Origin of the sequence: Flavobacterium sp. Sr18 (assembly GCF_011064265.1) — a bacterium.
GTDB lineage: Bacteria > Bacteroidota > Bacteroidia > Flavobacteriales > Flavobacteriaceae > Flavobacterium > Flavobacterium petrolei.
The window spans coordinates 162,818-180,824 of sequence record NZ_CP049329.1; the positions used below are offsets into that span (position 1 = coordinate 162,818).

The 18,007-nt window shown below is 33.7% G+C and carries 19 protein-coding genes; 4 read left to right on the forward strand and 15 right to left on the reverse strand.

The features are described from left to right. Nucleotides 1-50 precede the first annotated feature (50 nt). The 8 genes from G7A72_RS00795 to G7A72_RS00830 form a co-directional block, all read right to left on the reverse strand. Nucleotides 51-791: an acyl-[acyl-carrier-protein] thioesterase gene (locus G7A72_RS00795; RefSeq protein WP_165151053.1), complete on the reverse strand. Its 741-nt coding sequence runs from the start codon at nucleotides 789-791 to the stop codon at nucleotides 51-53. A 58-nt stretch (nucleotides 792-849) separates the two neighbouring features. Then, the gene (miaA, locus tag G7A72_RS00800) at nucleotides 850-1,767 is read right to left on the reverse strand and encodes a tRNA (adenosine(37)-N6)-dimethylallyltransferase MiaA (protein ID WP_165151054.1); all 918 of its coding nucleotides are present in this window, start codon (nucleotides 1,765-1,767) and stop codon (nucleotides 850-852) included. 161 nt (nucleotides 1,768-1,928) lie between these two features. After that, the gene (locus G7A72_RS00805; protein WP_165151055.1) at nucleotides 1,929-2,759 is read right to left on the reverse strand and encodes an ion transporter; all 831 of its coding nucleotides are present in this window, start codon (nucleotides 2,757-2,759) and stop codon (nucleotides 1,929-1,931) included. A gap of 24 nt (nucleotides 2,760-2,783) precedes the next feature. Continuing rightward, complete coding sequence (locus G7A72_RS00810; protein ID WP_113665959.1) at nucleotides 2,784-4,145, reverse strand: exonuclease domain-containing protein; 1,362 nt, start codon at nucleotides 4,143-4,145, stop codon at nucleotides 2,784-2,786. 93 nt (nucleotides 4,146-4,238) lie between these two features. Continuing rightward, nucleotides 4,239-4,901 carry a YggS family pyridoxal phosphate-dependent enzyme gene (locus tag G7A72_RS00815; RefSeq protein ID WP_165151056.1) on the reverse strand — a complete coding sequence of 221 codons (663 nt, stop codon included), beginning with the start codon at nucleotides 4,899-4,901 and terminating at the stop codon, nucleotides 4,239-4,241. 23 nt (nucleotides 4,902-4,924) lie between these two features. Then, nucleotides 4,925-6,145, reverse strand: coding sequence for a DUF1015 domain-containing protein (locus G7A72_RS00820; protein WP_165151057.1), 1,221 nt, complete (start codon nucleotides 6,143-6,145; stop codon nucleotides 4,925-4,927). A 79-nt stretch (nucleotides 6,146-6,224) separates the two neighbouring features. Next, the gene (locus G7A72_RS00825) at nucleotides 6,225-7,112 is read right to left on the reverse strand and encodes a 3-hydroxyacyl-CoA dehydrogenase family protein (RefSeq protein WP_165151058.1); all 888 of its coding nucleotides are present in this window, start codon (nucleotides 7,110-7,112) and stop codon (nucleotides 6,225-6,227) included. A gap of 82 nt (nucleotides 7,113-7,194) precedes the next feature. Next, a complete protein-coding gene (locus tag G7A72_RS00830) occupies nucleotides 7,195-8,160 on the reverse strand; it encodes a Gfo/Idh/MocA family protein (protein ID WP_165151059.1) in 966 nt (321 codons plus the stop codon). A 144-nt stretch (nucleotides 8,161-8,304) separates the two neighbouring features. Here G7A72_RS00830 and G7A72_RS00835 point away from each other — a divergent pair, with 144 nt between their 5' ends. Further along, nucleotides 8,305-8,946: a protein-L-isoaspartate(D-aspartate) O-methyltransferase gene (locus tag G7A72_RS00835; protein WP_113665954.1), complete on the forward strand. Its 642-nt coding sequence runs from the start codon at nucleotides 8,305-8,307 to the stop codon at nucleotides 8,944-8,946. 39 nt (nucleotides 8,947-8,985) lie between these two features. Here the strand turns inward: G7A72_RS00835 and G7A72_RS00840 are convergent, their stop codons facing one another. Both G7A72_RS00840 and smpB read right to left on the reverse strand, forming a co-directional pair. After that, a complete protein-coding gene (locus G7A72_RS00840) occupies nucleotides 8,986-10,035 on the reverse strand; it encodes a Fic family protein (protein ID WP_165151060.1) in 1,050 nt (349 codons plus the stop codon). Between the two features lie 80 nt (nucleotides 10,036-10,115). Then, entirely contained in the window at nucleotides 10,116-10,568 is a 453-nt protein-coding gene (smpB, locus tag G7A72_RS00845; RefSeq protein WP_113634511.1) for an SsrA-binding protein SmpB, read from the reverse strand. Nucleotides 10,569-10,713: 145 nt separating this feature from the next. Between smpB and G7A72_RS00850 the strand changes: the two genes are divergently transcribed. Further along, a complete protein-coding gene (locus G7A72_RS00850; RefSeq protein WP_165151061.1) occupies nucleotides 10,714-11,397 on the forward strand; it encodes an OmpW family protein in 684 nt (227 codons plus the stop codon). An 84-nt stretch (nucleotides 11,398-11,481) separates the two neighbouring features. On the opposite strand, the gene G7A72_RS00855 is transcribed toward G7A72_RS00850, so the two are convergent. Next, nucleotides 11,482-11,967 carry a histidine phosphatase family protein gene (locus tag G7A72_RS00855; protein ID WP_165151062.1) on the reverse strand — a complete coding sequence of 162 codons (486 nt, stop codon included), beginning with the start codon at nucleotides 11,965-11,967 and terminating at the stop codon, nucleotides 11,482-11,484. Between the two features lie 49 nt (nucleotides 11,968-12,016). Between G7A72_RS00855 and G7A72_RS00860 the strand changes: the two genes are divergently transcribed. Beyond that, entirely contained in the window at nucleotides 12,017-12,247 is a 231-nt protein-coding gene (locus G7A72_RS00860; RefSeq protein WP_165151063.1) for a VF530 family DNA-binding protein, read from the forward strand. Nucleotides 12,248-12,250: 3 nt separating this feature from the next. Here G7A72_RS00860 and G7A72_RS00865 read toward each other — a convergent pair whose 3' ends face one another. From G7A72_RS00865 to G7A72_RS00875, 3 genes are all read right to left on the reverse strand, one after another. Then, entirely contained in the window at nucleotides 12,251-12,802 is a 552-nt protein-coding gene (locus G7A72_RS00865; protein ID WP_165151064.1) for a DUF3575 domain-containing protein, read from the reverse strand. Between the two features lie 140 nt (nucleotides 12,803-12,942). Further along, nucleotides 12,943-13,491 carry a GNAT family N-acetyltransferase gene (locus tag G7A72_RS00870; RefSeq protein ID WP_165151065.1) on the reverse strand — a complete coding sequence of 183 codons (549 nt, stop codon included), beginning with the start codon at nucleotides 13,489-13,491 and terminating at the stop codon, nucleotides 12,943-12,945. Nucleotides 13,492-13,506: 15 nt separating this feature from the next. Continuing rightward, the gene (locus G7A72_RS00875; RefSeq protein WP_165151066.1) at nucleotides 13,507-14,358 is read right to left on the reverse strand and encodes an aldose 1-epimerase family protein; all 852 of its coding nucleotides are present in this window, start codon (nucleotides 14,356-14,358) and stop codon (nucleotides 13,507-13,509) included. Between the two features lie 173 nt (nucleotides 14,359-14,531). Here G7A72_RS00875 and G7A72_RS00880 point away from each other — a divergent pair, with 173 nt between their 5' ends. Further along, the gene (locus tag G7A72_RS00880; protein ID WP_165151067.1) at nucleotides 14,532-16,799 is read left to right on the forward strand and encodes a M1 family metallopeptidase; all 2,268 of its coding nucleotides are present in this window, start codon (nucleotides 14,532-14,534) and stop codon (nucleotides 16,797-16,799) included. A gap of 86 nt (nucleotides 16,800-16,885) precedes the next feature. Here the strand turns inward: G7A72_RS00880 and G7A72_RS00885 are convergent, their stop codons facing one another. Then, nucleotides 16,886-17,926 (reverse strand): agmatine/peptidylarginine deiminase, encoded by a 1,041-nt coding sequence (locus G7A72_RS00885; RefSeq protein ID WP_165151068.1) that lies wholly within the window; start codon nucleotides 17,924-17,926, stop codon nucleotides 16,886-16,888. Nucleotides 17,927-18,007 lie beyond the last annotated feature (81 nt).

Consider the following 18,007-nt stretch of genomic DNA (forward strand, 5'->3'; position numbering starts at 1 on the left):
ATTTAAGCCTCAAGAAATTGAGGCTTTTTTTTGGATCAAAATATTATGTTTTATTTCCAGTTCAATTGTAGAGCAAAACTCGTTTTATCTTCTTTTGTAATACTAAAAACGGTTTCTTTTTCTGTGATACTTTCGTGAATGATGACTTTATCTTTTAGTGATAATTCTTTTAAGAAATTCATTTCTAAACTTTCAATTTTTTGATTGAGAATTAATTTTTCATCGACTAAGTCCAAACACCATTCTAAATATTTGACATTATTGACATGATTTACAATATCTAAATCCGATAAAAAGACGCTTTTTTCAAAAACAATTTCCTTTTCATTATTGAAATTTATTTTAGAAAAACCTTCAAGAGTAGCTCTTTTTTCCGGAAACAATTCAAAATGTTCAAACGGTAAAGCCAATCCTTCCGGCCGACGCTTTTTAGTATTAAAAACTGCCCAGAAAGTCTCAGAACCCACAATTTTTTCGCCATTTACGTGCATTTCCAGCGCCCGAACGGAACGGGAGTTTTCCAGGGAATTGATCCATGTTTTTACAGTTACCGTATCACCCCATTTTGGCAATTTGTTTATCTCGACACGCATTCTGCTCAAAACCCAAGCTTGGTCATATTCCTGCATATCCGTAAAACTGATTCCGCCTACTTCTGAATGTGCAGCAGCCGTCAATTGCAGCATATTACACAAGTCAGTATATTTTAAAAAGCCGTTTGGCGCGCATTGTGTAAAATTGATTTCCCAGTCTTTACTTAATATGGAAGTGAAATTTGGAGAGATAGGCATATAAATAATTATGAATTATGAATTATGAATTTCTATTTTAGAAATATTGATTTTTGGTTTACTTTTTTGAATTGATGTACTCAACAATAGTTTCATACGGAGTTTCAAAATCAAACCAGTTGGTGTTTTCGTTTCTTTTGAACCAAGTCAGTTGGCGTTTAGAAAACCGTCGGGTGTTTTTCTTTATTTCTTCGATGGCAAATTCCAATGAAATTTCTCTATCAAAATAACTGAATAACTCGCGGTAACCCACTGTTTGTAATGCATTCAACTCTTTATTTGGAAATAACGTTTTGGCTTCCACTAGTAAGCCTTCGTTCATCATAATGTCAACGCGTTGATTGATTCGGTTATAGATGACCTTTCTATCGGCTTCCAAACCTATTAAAATAGGAGTGAAGGTGCGACTGTTTTGCTTTTGATTTAAAAAAGAAGAATATGGTTTTCCGGAACCCAAACATACTTCTACAAAACGCATCATACGTTGCGGGTTTTGTAAAGTTTGAGGATTTTCGGCGGCTAAAGTTTTGAAATAATCAGGGTCTAAAACTTCGAGTTTTTGCTGTAAATATCCGATTCCTAATTTTTCATAATTTGTATTTATTTCAGTACGAACTGAAGCGTCAATTTCCGGAAATTCATCAAAACCTTTTAGAATAGCATCGACGTACAATCCGGAACCGCCAACGAGAATCGCGTAATCATTGTTTAAAAATAATTCGTCCAGTTTTGCAATCGCTTCTTTCTCGAAATCGCCAACGGTATAGTTTTCGAATATGGATTTGTTTTGGATGAAATGATGATTTGCTGCAGCTAATTCTGATTCATTGGGAACTGCTGTTCCAATGGTCATTTCCTTGAAAAACTGTCGGCTATCGCAGGAAAGAATATCGCATTTGAAATAATTGGCTAAAACAATGCTTAGGGAAGTTTTTCCGATAGCTGTAGGTCCGACAATAGTGATTAAGTATTTCATATTTTTTTTAGCCCAGATGGAAACGGAAACCCCGGAGTTATGGAAGTTAGTTTTTCTTGGTGTAAAAGAGCGACTGGAGGAAGCTCCTTTTATGCCTTAGAAAAACAACTGAAATAACGGTGAGTTGCAGTATACAGCTGGAATTGCTTCCAATTAATAAATTATAGTGCTGCTCCGCAATGGAAACAGTATTTTGCATTAAATTCATGTCCCTCTGTGCCACATGCATTACAGGGATTGATTCTCTCAGATCTTGGTTTTTTGCGGTTGCTATTGGTAAATTCAGCTGAAACTATTCCGGTAGGAACGGCAATTATTCCGTAACCCATAATCATGACTACCGATGCGATGGCTTGTCCCAGTGGCGTTATAGGCGAAATATCTCCATATCCGACAGTTGTGAGCGTGACAATAGTCCAGTAAATACTGATTGGAATACTGGTGAAACCGCCTTCTTTTCCTTCGACTACATACATTACGGAGCCGATAATGATACTGCTGATAAGCATGAAATAAATGAAAATCAATATTTTTCCTTTGCTGGCAATCAATGCTTCTTTGAGGTGTGTAGATTGGCTGGAGAACTGTGGATGTTTTAAAATTTTGAATAATCGCAATAATCTCAGTGCTCTGACCACTGTTAAGACACTGGTTCCAACAAAAAACAGCGAAAAATACATGGGTATTGTGGCAATCAAATCAATTATCCCATAGAAACTAAAGATGTATTTCCAAGGTTTTTGGATTGAAATGATGCGCAGAATGTATTCTAAAGTAAAAAACACAGTGATTACCCACTCTAAAATAATGAGTTCGTGATGGTATTTAATATCGAAACCTTTTACAGTTTCCAGCATGACAATTATAACGCTGAGTAAAATAACACCTAAAAGTACCAGATCAAATAATCGTCCGGAAGCTGTATTGGTTCCGTAAATTACGATATTCGTTTTTTGTCTGAAAGCGTCAAATTTCGACTTTATTCTTTGCATACTTTTTATTCGATTAACAATCGATTAGAATTTCAAGGTTTTTAGTGTCTTATTTTTTCGGATGTGGCCTTGGATGATATTTTTAGTATCACGATTATTTTGCATCGGAATAATGATGTTTCTCAGTATTTCGATGTTATTGATTTGATAGTTTAAATCATAAAAAGCATACCCTTTGTAAATTCCGTTTTCTATCAAAACTGCTGATCGCTCGCTGATGGTTCTTCCTTTATCAATTAAGACCATGTTTTGATTTTCGAAACTGTTTTTCTCGATAAAACTAAGCACTCTTGCATTGTATTCTTCAGGTGAAACCATACCAATACAAGCACCATCACACTCTTTTATACTATATTGAAAACAATTTGTTTTAGTATGATACAATCCGGTCAGTTTCTGGCATAAATTGTAATGGGAGGTGATTCTGAATAATGCATTTTTGCCTTCCTGCAGCGAAGTAAAAGAGGTGATTTCTTTTTTTCGACCATCTGCTTTTTGAAGTTTCAGATTGATGTAACCATTTTTATCTTTTTCAGCATACAAAGCCAGTTGAAAAATACTTTTTCGCTGTGCTCTATTATAGATGGGTTTATTGATTTTTATTTCTTCACTTTCTTTCAATAAAGCAATCAATTCACTTCCGGTTTCATCATACGTTACGGTGAAAACTTCGGCTTGAATTTTTTTGCATTTCGTGGAAGTTCCTGTAAAATGCTGATTGATGCGTTTTTTTATGTTTCGGCTTTTGCCAATGTAAACCAAATTCCCTTTTTCGTTGTGGATATAATAAACACCAGTTTTGGCAGGTAATTTTGCAACAATATCCAGCAATTTTGGAGCAATTCCTTTTTCGATTTCCAGCTTTATAAAATCTTTTACAATTTCTTTCTCTAAATCTTTTTCTAAAAGTATTTTAAATAATTTGACTGTTGCTAATGCATCTCCACTTGCACGATGTCTGTCTGCCATTGGGATTCCAAGGGCGCGAACCAATTTTCCTAAACTATGGGAAGGCTGCTCCGGTAATAGTTTTTTTGACAATTCAACCGTACAAAGGGTTTGGGCTTCAAAATCGTATCCCAATCGTCTGAACTCTGTTCGAAGGATTCTGTAATCAAAAGATGCGTTATGAGCAACGATAATACAATCGTTTGTCATTTCGATGATGCGTTTTGCAACTTCAAAAAACTTAGGTGCCGATTGTAACATGGCATTATTAATACCAGTGAGTTTGACCACAAAAGGCTGAATTGGAATTTCCGGATTGACCAAGCTGATGAATTGATCCACGATTTCATGTCCATCAAATTTATAGATGGCGATTTCAGTGATTCCTTCTTCGTTGAATTGTCCTCCAGTGGTTTCTATGTCGAGTATTGCGTACAAATTTTTTGTTTAATGTTTAATGTTTCAATTTAAGAAACATCTGAAATTCTTCGCCAGTCCGCTCTCGCTAGGTTAAGAAGCGTTAATCGAAAATCAATTTCGTCCTCCAAAGATACTACTTCCTATTCGAACCATAGTGCTTCCGCATTCAATTGCAAGTTGATAATCGCCGGACATTCCCATTGAGATAATTTCCAGTTGGCAGTTTTCAGTTTTCAGTTTTTTTGTTTTGTCGAAAATTGTTTTCAAATGCAGGAATTCTTTCTTGATTTGATCTTTATTGTCTGTGAAAGTAGCCATTCCCATTAATCCAACGATTCTAATGTTTTTCATTTCATGAAATTCACTCGAGGATAGGAGTGAAGCAAGTTCTTCCTCATCAAGACCAAATTTAGTTTCCTCTTCCGCAATATGAATTTGTAGTAAGCAATCGATAATTCTATTGTTTTTGAGTGCTTGTTTACTGATTTCCTGTAGTAATTTCAAACTATCTACACCGTGAATCAAGCTCACAAATGGTGCCATAAATTTGACTTTATTGGTCTGAACGTGACCTATCATGTGCCATTGAATGTCTTTGGGCATTTGTTCCCATTTCTCGGCCATTTCCTGGATTTTGTTTTCTCCAAAAATGCGTTGACTAGCTTCATAGGCTTCCATTAAATCTGAAACAGGTTTAGTTTTTGAAACCGCAACTAAGGTTACATGTTCTGGTAAAGTGGATTTTATTTGGACTAAATTATTCGCTACTCCCATTTTGATGTTTTGATTTTAAGATGTTAAAGCTCATAAACGACTAATCCGCTTCTAAACTTTGGTTCAATATACGTACTTTTAGGAGGCATTATCAAATTGGCATCAGCCAAGGCTTTTATTTCTCCAATGTTTGATGGAAATAATATAAAACCGATTTCAAATTCTCCTTGATCAATTTTATTTTTAATTTCTAATACAGATTGTTTTCCTGAAAGGTACTCTATTCGTTCATCATTACGTAAATCTTCAATGGCAAGAATAGGTAACAATACTTTTTTGTACAAAATTTGTGTATCTAAGCATTCCAAAACGGTATCGAAAACTTCACTTTCTTTGCTTAAAATTAAGCTATAAAAGGAATTGTCAAGATACATTCCGAATTCATGTTTTTTGGAAGGCTGAAAAGGTTGCTGATATTTATTTGTAACAATAAAATTCTTTTCTAATTCCTTTAAAAAATCTTCTTTGGTAAAACCGTTTAAATCTTTTACCAAGCGATTGAATTCGTATATTTTGACGTTATTTTCAGAAATTAAATAGCTCAAAATATGATTTTTTGCTGTGTTTTCTGGATTATCATTTTCTTCAGATAACAATTTTAATGCTTCGGTACGATGGTGACCATCCGCAATATAAAGACTATCCGTTTTTTCGAAAATGTTTTGAAGCCAATTTATTTCTAAAGGATCTTCAATTTTCCACAAATAATGAATCTCTTTTTTTGTGGTTGAAAATTCAAAATCGGCTAACTTTTGGGTACAGTTAAAGATCCAGTTTTCAATTGTTTTATTATCAGGATACGTCATCAGAACCGGTTCCGTATTGAACTCAGAATATTTCATGTAGTCTTTGAGTAATCGAACACGGAATGCGATAATATCTTCGTGTTTTTTGATGATATTATTGCAATAATCAGCTACACTTGTTCCGGCAATAATTCCAGTAAAAGAATGTGTTTTCGTTACAATTTTATGAATATAAATTGCGGGTTTTTTGTCTTTTACAAGAATAATTTCATTTTTAAAATCTTCATATTTTTGATGTACCTGGCGGTATCTTTTTTCGAAAGATACTGTCTCCTGATTGGTGTAAGCAGGTTTTAGAATGTGTAAAAATGACAGCGGATTGAAATCCAATTGTGCTGCTAATTCCGCATTTACATATTCTTCATACGAACGACAAGTGACAAGACAAACCTTATCACGAGTGGGACGAACTGCTTTGAAAGGAACTATTTTAGCCATAATTAAGTCAAAAGTCAAAAGTCAAAAGCCGAGCATTTAAAGTAACTAACTTCAAACTCTCGACTTTTAAACATAGAGACTATATAAATTGTTTAGAAATTTTCTCTGCTTTTTTGCTTTCAGAATAATCGTAGAAACCTTCACCAGATTTCACACCCATTTTTCCTGCTCGAACCATATTTACCAATAACGGACAAGGCGCATATTTTGGATTTTTGAAACCGTCGTACATAACATTTAAGATGGCTAAACATACATCTAGACCAATAAAATCAGCCAATTGCAAAGGTCCCATTGGGTGACCCATTCCAAGTTTCATAACCGTGTCAATTTCATAAACACCGGCTACTTTGTTGTATAAGGTTTCGATAGCTTCGTTGATCATAGGCATCAAAATTCTATTAGCAACAAAACCTGGATAATCGTTTACTTCAACGGGTGTTTTTCCTAATTTTTCCGAAAGATTCATGATGATTTTAGTCACTTCGTCGCTTGTGTTGTAGCCACGAATGATCTCCACTAGTTTCATAATTGGCACAGGATTCATAAAGTGCATACCGATAACACGTTCAGGATGCGCCACAACGGCTCCAATTTGAGTAATCGAAATCGAAGAAGTGTTGGTTGCTAAAATCGTATCGTGAGAACAAGCTTCATTCAATTGCTTGAAAATGTTTAGTTTTAATTCTACATTTTCTGTGGCAGCTTCTACTACTAAATCAACACCTACAACACCGTCTTTAATATCCGTATAAGTTATAATATTGGTGATTGTCTTCGCTTTATCTTCTTGGGTAATGCTTCCTTTTGCAATCATTCGGTCTAAATTTGCGGCGATTGTTGCCATTCCTTTATCCAAAGATTTCTCAGAAACATCTATTAATTTTACAGTGAAACCACTTTGTGCAAAAGTATGGGCGATTCCATTCCCCATTGTTCCTGCTCCGATTACGGCTATTGTCTTCATATTTTTAGTTTAAAGTTTAAAAGTTTAAAATCTAAAGTTCTAGAGAGTAACTTTAAACCTTAAACTTTATGCAAATTTTTATTTATTTTTTAAAACAATCAATAATTTGGTAAGCGACACGAAGTGCTTCAGTGGCTTGTTCCAATGTCACAATAGGTTCTGTATCATTGATTATGGCATCTGCAAAAGATTCTAATTCGTCAAGAATGGCGTTATTTTGTTCTACATCAGGATTAGAGAAATAGATCTGTTTTTTTACACCTTCTGCATTTTGTAAAATCATATCAAAATCTCCGGGAACTTCAGGAGCATCTTTCATTTTCACCACTTCACATTTCTTTTCTAAGAAATCAACTGAGATGTACGCGTCTTTCTGAAAAAAACGAGATTTACGCATATTTTTCATCGAGATTCGGCTTGCAGTTAAATTGGCAACGCAGCCATTTTCGAATTCTATTCTTGCATTGGCAATATCTGGTGTATCGCTTATAACTGAAACGCCGCTTGCACTAATATTTTTTACTTTTGATTTTACCACGCTCAAAATAGCGTCAATGTCATGAATCATCAAATCTAAAACTACGGGAACATCGGTTCCACGAGGATTAAATTCAGCTAGGCGATGTGCTTCAATAAACATAGGATTTTCAATCATGTTTTTTGTAGCGATGAATGCCGGATTGAAACGCTCCACATGCCCAACTTGACCTTTTACATTATATTCCTTTGCCAAAGCGATAATTTCTTCGGCTTCTTCTACCGTATTTGAAATGGGTTTTTCGATAAAAACATGCTTACCGGATTTAATGGCTACTTTGGCACATTTATAGTGAGAAAGAGTAGGCGTTACAATATCAATTACATCGACGGCATGAATTAGCGTTGCAATTGTACTAAAATGTTTATAGCCAAATTCTTTAGAAACCTTTTCGGCATTCTCTTGATTTGGGTCATAAAAACCAACTAATTCATATTTATCAGATTGTTGTAATAAACGCAAATGTATTTTTCCTAGATGACCAGCACCTAATACTCCAATTTTCAGCATAACGATGTAATTTTTACAAAAATAGCAATAAAATGATTAATCTATTATTGATGTGGGACAATTATTCAGTTAATTTAAAATTTAAAATCCAACATTTGAATTTAGAAATTCTTTGCTATTTTTACCAAAATAAAATAATAAATTTTGAAAGACACAGCCAAACATCAAGGACTTCGGAATCAATTAGTAAGCGTATTAGAGCAAAAAGGGATTACTGATAAAAATGTGTTGGAGGCGATAAAAAAGATTCCAAGGCACTTATTTTTGGATTCCAGTTTTGAAGATTATGCGTATCAGGACAAAGCATTTCCTATTGGTGCAGGCCAAACGATATCGCAACCGTATACTGTGGCATTTCAGTCTCAATTATTAGAAGTTAAAAAAGAACACAAAATTTTAGAAATAGGAACAGGTTCAGGATATCAAACAGCTGTTTTATGTACGATGGGTGCAAAAGTATTTAGTGTAGAAAGACAAAATGAATTATTCAAAAAAACATCCGGTTTATTTCCAAAGTTGGGAATTCGTCCCAAACATCTTTCTTTTGGAGACGGATACAAAGGATTGCCGGGTTACGCTCCTTTTGATAGTATTATCGTAACAGCAGGCGCTCCATTTATTCCACAGCCTTTGATGGCACAACTTAAAATAGGAGGAAGGCTGGTTATTCCTTTAGGAGAAGAGGTACAAATCATGACTTTATTAATCAGAAAAAATGAAACACAATTTGAAAAACATGAGTTTGGAGAATTCCGATTCGTTCCTTTATTAGAAGATAAAAATTAAATTAGAAACCCCTCTCGCTTAAATAACGAGACGGGTTTTTTATTGACCAATAATATTCAAATACCGTTCTAAACTTTCTTTTTCTATTTGAGCAATGAATAACAAAAAATCTTCTTTATTATTTTTAGTTTGTGCTGTTTCCAGAGATTGATAATAGCGCATTCTATTTTCATAATCTCCTTTGATATTTGCGATAATGTATCCATGTTGCAACAAAACTAGGTTCATTACCAAACGTGAGGTTCTGCCGTTACCATCAATAAATGGATGGATAGTTACCAAACGTTCATGCATTTCAGCAGCTAAAACTATCGGATGAAGACTTGATTTATTGGTTTCATACCAAATAAAAAAGTCTTCCATTTCCTTAGCGATTAAAAAAGGTTGTGGAGGCATGTGACTGCTCCCTTGAATCATTACTTGAACTTTTCTATAGCGGCCGGCATCTTCAGGTTGAATTCCTCTCAAAATAAGATTGTGTATAGACAGTACTTCGCTTTCATTTGGGGAACTATTTCTTTGCATTAAATCTTTGATGTAAGCAATTGCCTCCTGATGATTAATCACTTCAAGATGTTCCCGCATGCTTTTTCCGGAAATCGTTAAACCTTCATTGATAACCAAATCAGTTTCACGTAAAGTCATTGTATTGCCTTCAATACGGTTACTTTCAAAAGTATATTCTAACTCTAAAGCTTGTGCAATGCGATAGCTATCAAATTGACGAAATCCATCCAGTTTTGTCTTTAAAGCATCTATTTCATCTAAAATTTTTTGAAGCGTAATAGATAATTTTTTCTTTGAAGGTTTACTTAGATATCGAATTTCTTGCTCCGCAACTAATAATGCCTTTAAAGCAAACTCATCCTGACCAATTTCATAAAGAATTTTTTCTTTAAGCCAGACGACCATGATTGTTTCTAAATCTATTTCTAGTAGAGATGCTAATTTTATAACTTGATCTCTTGTTGGTTTTCTGGTTCCACTTTCAAACTTACTAATTAGTGCTTGATCAATTCGTAAAAGTTGTGCCACTTCTCTAGTTTTGAGTCCCTTTTGTTCTCTTGCATTTTTGAGTAGTGTTTTCATTTTAAAAATGTTTTAAATTGTCTTGACAAATTTAGTCATTTTTTTTAACTAAAAATATTTTTCTCCAATTTTCATTTAATTTAAAATGATTTTTTGATTCGGTCTAAGTCACGTTTTGTGTCTTGTTCTTTAAGAGATTCGCGTTTGTCATAGGTTTTCTTTCCTTTACAAAGGCCTATTTGTAGTTTAGCCAGTCCTTTTTCATTGGTAAAAAGCTTTAAAGGAACTATTGTAAGACCTTTGGCTTGAACACTTTTTAGTAAACCTTTTAATTCCTTTTTCTTCAAAAGTAATTTACGTTCGCTTCTTGCTTTGTGGTTGAATTGATTTCCAAAAGTGTATTCTTCAATATAGGTATTTATCGCAAAAAGTTCATTATTACTAAATTCACAAAAACTCTCCGTTATATTTGCTTTTCCTAATCGAATAGATTTGATTTCGGTACCAGCCAAAACAATTCCAGCATTGAATGTTTCGATAATTTCATAGTCGAATTTGGCTCTCTTATTGAATATGTTTATTGTTTTTAGCATAGATTGCAAATGTATAATAAAATTGAAAATTTATGTAGTAATAAGCCCTAAAATAAGTGTTAATAATTTTCAAACTATGATTTATATCAGTTAATAATGAAAGCCTCAAGCTTAAATTTGTTTAACAATTTAAACCAAAGTTAAAATGAAAAAAATTATCTTAGCCTTTATGGCAGTGTCCTTTTTGACATTAAATGCGCAAACCAAAGAGCAAAGTAACACACAAGATTTCAAAAAATGGCAAGCTCGTGTTAGAGGTATTGCTGTTATTCCTTATGAAAGTGCCAAAATTGGAATTATTGGTGGTGATGTGTCTCTATCTAATACATTTGTTCCAGAATTAGACTTTACATATTTTTTTACAAAGCATTTCGCAGCCGAATTAATTTTGGCTACTACCAAGCACGATGTTAATACTGTAGGCTCCGATATTTCTGCAATTGGAGGACCAACTAATGTCAATATTGATTTAGGAAATGTTTGGTTATTGCCTCCAACTTTGACTTTGCAATATCATTTTACACCTTTCGAAGAAAAAGTGTTCAAACCTTATGTTGGTGCTGGTGTCAACTATACTATTTTTTACAATGTTGAGGATGGCAATACGGTTAAGAATGTTAGTTATAAAAACAATGTCGGTTATGCTTTCCAAGTCGGTTTTGATTTAATGTTAAACGATACGTTTTTTATCAATGTTGATGCTAAAAAACTATTTCTGAAAACCGATGTAACCGTAGATGCTTCAAACTTATCGGCAGGACTTAGTATTCCTGCGGATGTTACTATAAACCCATTAATTTTGGGAATGGGATTTGGTATGAAATTTTAAAATAGCAGTCAAATCTGCCCTAACAAAAAAAGTCACTATCATTCGATAGTGACTTTTTTTATGATTTTTTTAGTATCGGAACATTTACTCTAATTTCAATAATTGGTAGGAAAAGGTATTATCAATTAAAGTAACTATGTAAAGATTCCCAAAAGTTGCATCTTCAATATCAGAAAATATGTTCTGAGTGATAATATTATTGATAAATTTTGGTGTGGTATTACTATGTCCTACAATCAAAACTTTTTTTCCTAATGTTTCTTTTTTGAAAGAACCAATATTTATTGTTTTGGGATTATACAATTTAATCTCAATTTTCTTTGTTGTTGCGGTTGGACTTGCAGTTTGCAGAGTTCTTTTGTAATCTGTTGAGTAGATTTCATCAAAATTAATCTCCGAAAATATTTTGTTCCAAAGTTCCGCTCTTTTCAAACCTTTTTCAGATAAATCTGGATTTTGAGAACTATCAATTTTCTCTGCGTGGCGAATGAAGTAATAGGTTGTGCTGTTGCTTTGCCCAAAACTGATATTTAAAAATAAAAGCGCAAGTAATAAGAGAAATTTTTTCATTTGAATGAATTTAAAAAATTAGTATTTACCGATTTTATATATTTGCAAAATGGAAAATTTAAAATCGAAAGATCCGCTTCACGGGATGACACTTCAAAAAATAGTAGAAAAATTAGTAGATCATTACGGATTTGATACTTTAGGTGAACTCATTAAAGTGAAATGTTTTACAGATAACCCAAGTATAAAATCCAGTTTGACTTTTTTACGAAAAACGGATTGGGCAAGAAAGCAAGTAGAAGATTTGTATATAAAATCATTACCTAAATTTCTAAAATAAACGTTAGTTTAATTTGTAAGAAACCATTACACCTCCGCGATATGGAAACCATTCGCCGCTTTTATTGTAGTTTTTTGCTTTTTCGTAACGTTCTCCGGTCGTTAAATCATAACCTTTGTAAAATCCTTGATGCCAACCGCCACCTAAGAAACAGTCCAGCATGAATTTATCATTGAGTTTAACCTGGTAACCTATGGTTGAGCCTATAAAATAACCCACTCCTTTTTCATACGAATTAGTATTTATATAATTCCATTTTTGGAAATTAAATACACTTGCACCAATATGTGCTCCAGCATAAAAACCATTGTATTTTTCTTTAAAATGATAGCGATATTCCGGCGTGAAAGTGTAAAATTCTCTGGGTTTGCCGTTTACTGATTTCCAAAAAGAAGCTAAAGCATCAAAATGTAAAGTTGATTTTTCTCCAATACTGGTTTCAATACCAACATTAGGAATGGTAAAAATTGTGGTCATCGCATTTACTTTTACATAAGTTTGACTTTGGGAATGAATGGAAAAGAAAAGGAAAGTAACAATAAATATTTTTTTCATAAAATAATAGTTGCGAACTGCTTTTTGCTTACAGAACGTAGTTTTCAGAGACAAATATAGATAGAATTGATTTGTAAAATTCTGGTTTTTATTTTTAATGTTTTAAAAAGAAACAGGAAAATACGTATTTATTAAAGACACTATTTATTCAAAATAGAATAAATCACTGTATCCAGAAATCGCCCTTCATAAAATTCATATTCTTTTAAATGTGCTTCTTTTACAAAGCCATTTTTTTCTAAAACTTTCGCTGACGCATGGTTTTCCGGGTCAATTATTGCTTCTAATGAATTTAATTTCATCACTTGAAATCCATACTTTACAGCTTCTTTCACCGCTTCGGAAACAATTCCTTTTCCATGATATTCCGGAAGTAACATATAACCTAATTCGGCGCGATAATTTTCAGGTTTTATTCTGTAATGACCAATTACTCCAATAAGTTTTGGGTTATCTTTCAACGTAATTGCCCAATTGATACCTTCGTTGCTATCAATTTTACTATCAATCATTGCTATATGTTCCAAGGCGTCTTCATCTGTTTTTACTAAAGGTCTTGGGATATATTTCATCGTTTCCGGATTGGATCGCAACGCAAAAATCTCGTTTATATCGTTAGCATCTACTCTTCTTAAAAGCAAGCGTTCGGTTTCTAAATTGGGAAATGGACTGAAATTTATAGTTAACATGTTTACATTTTTTAATTAAAGGATTTCAATACTGAATTTTGAATGGAAAGTTGCATTGGATTCTAAAATTTGAATACCTTCTTTTTCAAATAGATTTCCAGAATTTTCATTGGTATCCGAATAACCAAACCAAGGTTCAATACAAAGAAAAGGCGCATTCATTTTTGTCCAAATTCCTAAACTTGGAAAACCCTCAAAATGTACTGTCAAAATCGGATTTCCATTTTCTGAAATAGTCAATGATTTCGATTGTAATGCTTTGAATATCAAAGCGTCATTTTCGAACAATTCATAGGTCAACGGAATCTTTTTATTAGTAACGTCTAATTTCTTCGTTTTATTTGAAATTAAATCATCTTCCAATAGATAATATTCCAAAGGTTCTTCTTTTTCGAAAGCTATTGCATAATTTTCAAATTGATTTGGCAAAGCAAAAGCAGGATGTGCTCCAATAGAAAACGGCATGGTATATTTCCCTTTGTTAGTTACTTTATAGGCAATGGATAAATTGTTTTCATTTAAAGTATAAATCAGCTGTAATTCAAATTTAAAAGGATACACTTTTAACGTTTCTTCAGAAGATTGTATCGAGAAAGTTGCACTATTTTCTGTAGCATGAATCAATTCAAAGAGCATTTCTCTGGCAAATCCGTGTCGTGATAAATGATATTCTATTTCATTATGATAAAAGGAATTATCTTTTAAGGTCCCAACAATTGGGAACAAAATAGGAGAGTGCTTGCCCCAAAATTCCGGATTTCCTTCCCATATGTATTCTCTATTTTGATTTGTTTTTAAGGAAATTAATTCAGCGCCAAAATGTTTAATTTCTGCAGAAAGATTCCCGTTTTTTATCGTAGTTGTCAAAATTATCTTTCGGATTAATTTAATAATAGGTTTGTGGCGTAAATATATTTTATAATTTTTAAATCTAATTCAATTTAAGCTGCTTATTATTTATTTAAAGTGGAATCATTTTTATGTCAATACCTCAAAAATCTCTTTTTTTTTCATTAATTTGTGATATAAATCATAAGAAAATGAAAAACATTCGCTTCGGAGTCATCTTACATCTGACTTTATTATTGGGAGTTACGTCCGTTTCGGCGCAACAAACCCCAACAAATGCATCCGGTAATGCAGTTTCAAAATACGATTATCATGATGCTTTTGCTCCACATTTTTACTCTAAAAATGGAACAAGTACACGTTCAGCAAGTGGGCAACCTGGAGCTGAATATTGGCAAAATAGTGCTGATTATAAATTAACGGCAAAACTGGATGATAAAAACAACGAAATTTCCGGAACAGGAATCATCACGTATACAAATAACAGTCCAGATAAATTGGCTTTTGTTTGGATGAACTTAGACCAGAATTTATTCAAAGCAGATTCCCGTGGAAATGCAGTTGTACCTTTGACAGGAAGCAGAAATGGAGCTCAAGGTCAAGTTTTTGATGGTGGTCATAAAATCAAATCGGTGAAAGTTATCACCACTGTAAAAGGTGTAGCTACTGAAGCCACTGCAAAATATGTGATTACGGACACGAGAATGCAGGTTTTTCTTCCGCAGGGATTAAATGCAAAAGGTGGTTCTGTTAAAATAAAAATCGACTTTTCTTTCATAGCGCCTTTTGAAGGTTCGGACAGAATGGGAGTTTTAGAAACTAAAAATGGTAAGATTTTCACTATAGCGCAATGGTATCCGCGTATGTGTGTGTATGATGATGTACGTGGCTGGAATACAAATCCATATTTGGGAGCATCGGAATTTTACTTAGAATACGGGGAATTTGATGTGAGCATTACAGCTCCAGCGAATCATATTGTGGTTGCATCAGGTGAATTACTGAATCCTACAGCTGTTTATTCTACTGTAGAGCAAAGTAGATTAGCACAGGCAAAACAAAGTGATAAAACAGTTTTTATCCGTACTGCTGCAGAGGTTGAAAATTCATCAAAAATAGTTTCAGCAGCTACTAAAACTTGGAATTATAAAATCAAAAGTGCTCGTGATTTTTCTTGGTCATCATCAGCGGCATTTATTTTAGACGCAGCAAAAATCAATTTGCCAAGCGAAAAGAAATCATTGGCAGTTTCCGTTTATCCAGTTGAAAGTGCAGGTGACGCAGCTTGGGGACGTTCAACAGAATATACTAAAGCTTCTATAGAAAATTATTCTAAAAGATGGTTAGAATATCCGTATCCAGCGGCTACAAATGTTGCCGGAAATGAAGGCGGAATGGAATATCCAGGAATTGTTTTTTGCAGCTGGGAATCTAAAGGCGAGGATTTATGGGGCGTTACAGATCATGAATTTGGACACATTTGGTTTCCTATGATTGTTGGTTCAAACGAGAGAATGTTTGCTTGGATGGATGAAGGTTTTAATACTTTTATTAATTCATTGAGTTCTGTAGATTTTAATAATGGCGAATACAAAGAAAAGCCAGTGGATATGCATCAAAGAGCAGAGGTTTATACAAGTCCGAATCTTGAAACCATAATGAGTTCTCCAGATAACATGAAAGAATCAAACATTGGTCTTTTAGCGTATTCAAAACCAAGTTCCGGATTAGTGATTTTGAGAGAACAAGTTCTAGGACCAGAGCGTTTTGATTTAGCTTTGAAAACGTATATAGAACGTTGGGCTTACAAACATCCGCAACCGGACGATTTCTTTAGAACAATTGAAAATGTAGCAGGAGAAGATTTGAGTTGGTTTTGGAGGGGTTGGTTTCAAAATAATTGGCGTTTAGACCAAGGAATTAATTCGATAAAATACGTTAAAAACGACCCTAAACAAGGTGTTGTAATCTCGATTGAAAACTTCGAAAAAATGGCAATGCCAGTTAGTTTAGATATAAAAACTAAAAGTGGAAAAATATCACGTGTGAAATTGCCGGTTGAAGTTTGGCAAAGAAACAAAGCGTGGTCTTTCAAACACAATTCAAATGAAGAAATTGAAAGTATCACAATAGATCCAGATCATGTTTTACCAGATACCAATACAGCAAATAACACTTGGACTGCAGATAAAGGTTTGGTTGAAAAAGATGTAATTCTGGATGGTTATTTGGGAACTTTTTCAACAAAAATGGCACCTTTAAAAATTACTTTTTCAGAGAAAAATGGCGCGTTAAATGTTTTGATAACAAAATATCCAAGTTTCTCAGTGGAACCAACTGGAAAAAATAGTTTTGAATCAAAACAAGCTGGGCTTAAGTTTGAATTTAATGACAATCTAAACGGATTTGACATGACAGTTCCTGAAGGACAAAAAATACCTTTTACCAGAGATAAATAGTATTTAGAAATACAATTATAATAAAAAAGACTTGTAGCAAATAATGCTACAAGTCTTTTTTTATGTACTCAATTTTTTTTCTAAATCTACTCGGGAATTTGCTGGCTTAGGCAATGCAATGTTCCAAAACCCCAAATAAAATCTGTTGCGCTGATCCCAATGATTTCTCGATCTGGAAAACATTCTGCAAGGATGTTCAACGCTTTTCGGTCATTACTGTCGTTAAAAGTAGGAACTAAAACACAATTGTTTAAAATCAGGAAATTGGCATAACTCGCTGGCAATCGTAATCCATCAAATTCCAAACGTTTTGGCATTGGTAAAACCACAATTACAGGTGATTTTCCATTTTCTAGTTTGGCGTTTTGCAAGCGTTTTAAATTGTCTTGTAATGGTTTGTAGTTATGATCCGTTGGATCTGTTTCTACAATTGTCACAATCGTATCTTCATTTACAAATCGGCATAAATCATCAATATGACCGTGTGTATCATCGCCTTCAATTCCGTCCCCTAACCAAATCACATTCGTAATTCCAAGATATTCCTTGAAAACGGCTTCATATTCTGCTTTAGTAAAATTTGGATTCCGAACCTGAATATCGGGATGCATCAAACATTCTTCTGAAGTCAATAAAGTTCCTCTTCCGTTAGTATCAATCGCACCGCCTTCTACAATTACCGGTTTTCCTTTATACATGACTTGAGTCACGGGAATATTCAGAAATTCGCCCACTTTCGCAGGAACAAATTTGTCTAATTGAATGTTTTTATATTTGGCCCAGCCATTAAAATTAAAGTTCAAAGCTTCTCTTTCGGTTCCGTTTTTAACGATAATTGGACCCGAATCACGCATCCAACTTCTATTGGTTTTATGAATGATATACGAAACGTTAGTCAGTTCAACATGAGCCGTTTCCAGTATCGTATTGACTTTTTCTTTTTGGTTTTCATCGGCAACCACTAAAAATACAGTTTCGAAAGTGGCTACTTTTTTAATGAATTCGACAAAAGCCCATTGAACGGCTTCGTATTTTCCTGGCCAATCCTTACCGTTGTGAGGAAAACACAGTAAAATCCCTTGTTGCTTTTCCCATTCGGCAGGGAATCTTCTATTATTTGCAGTCATACAGCGTTTCTAATTTTAAAGACTGCAAATATAAACATTCAGTAGGATTTTAAAATAGTTGGCAACCATTCATTTTGGACA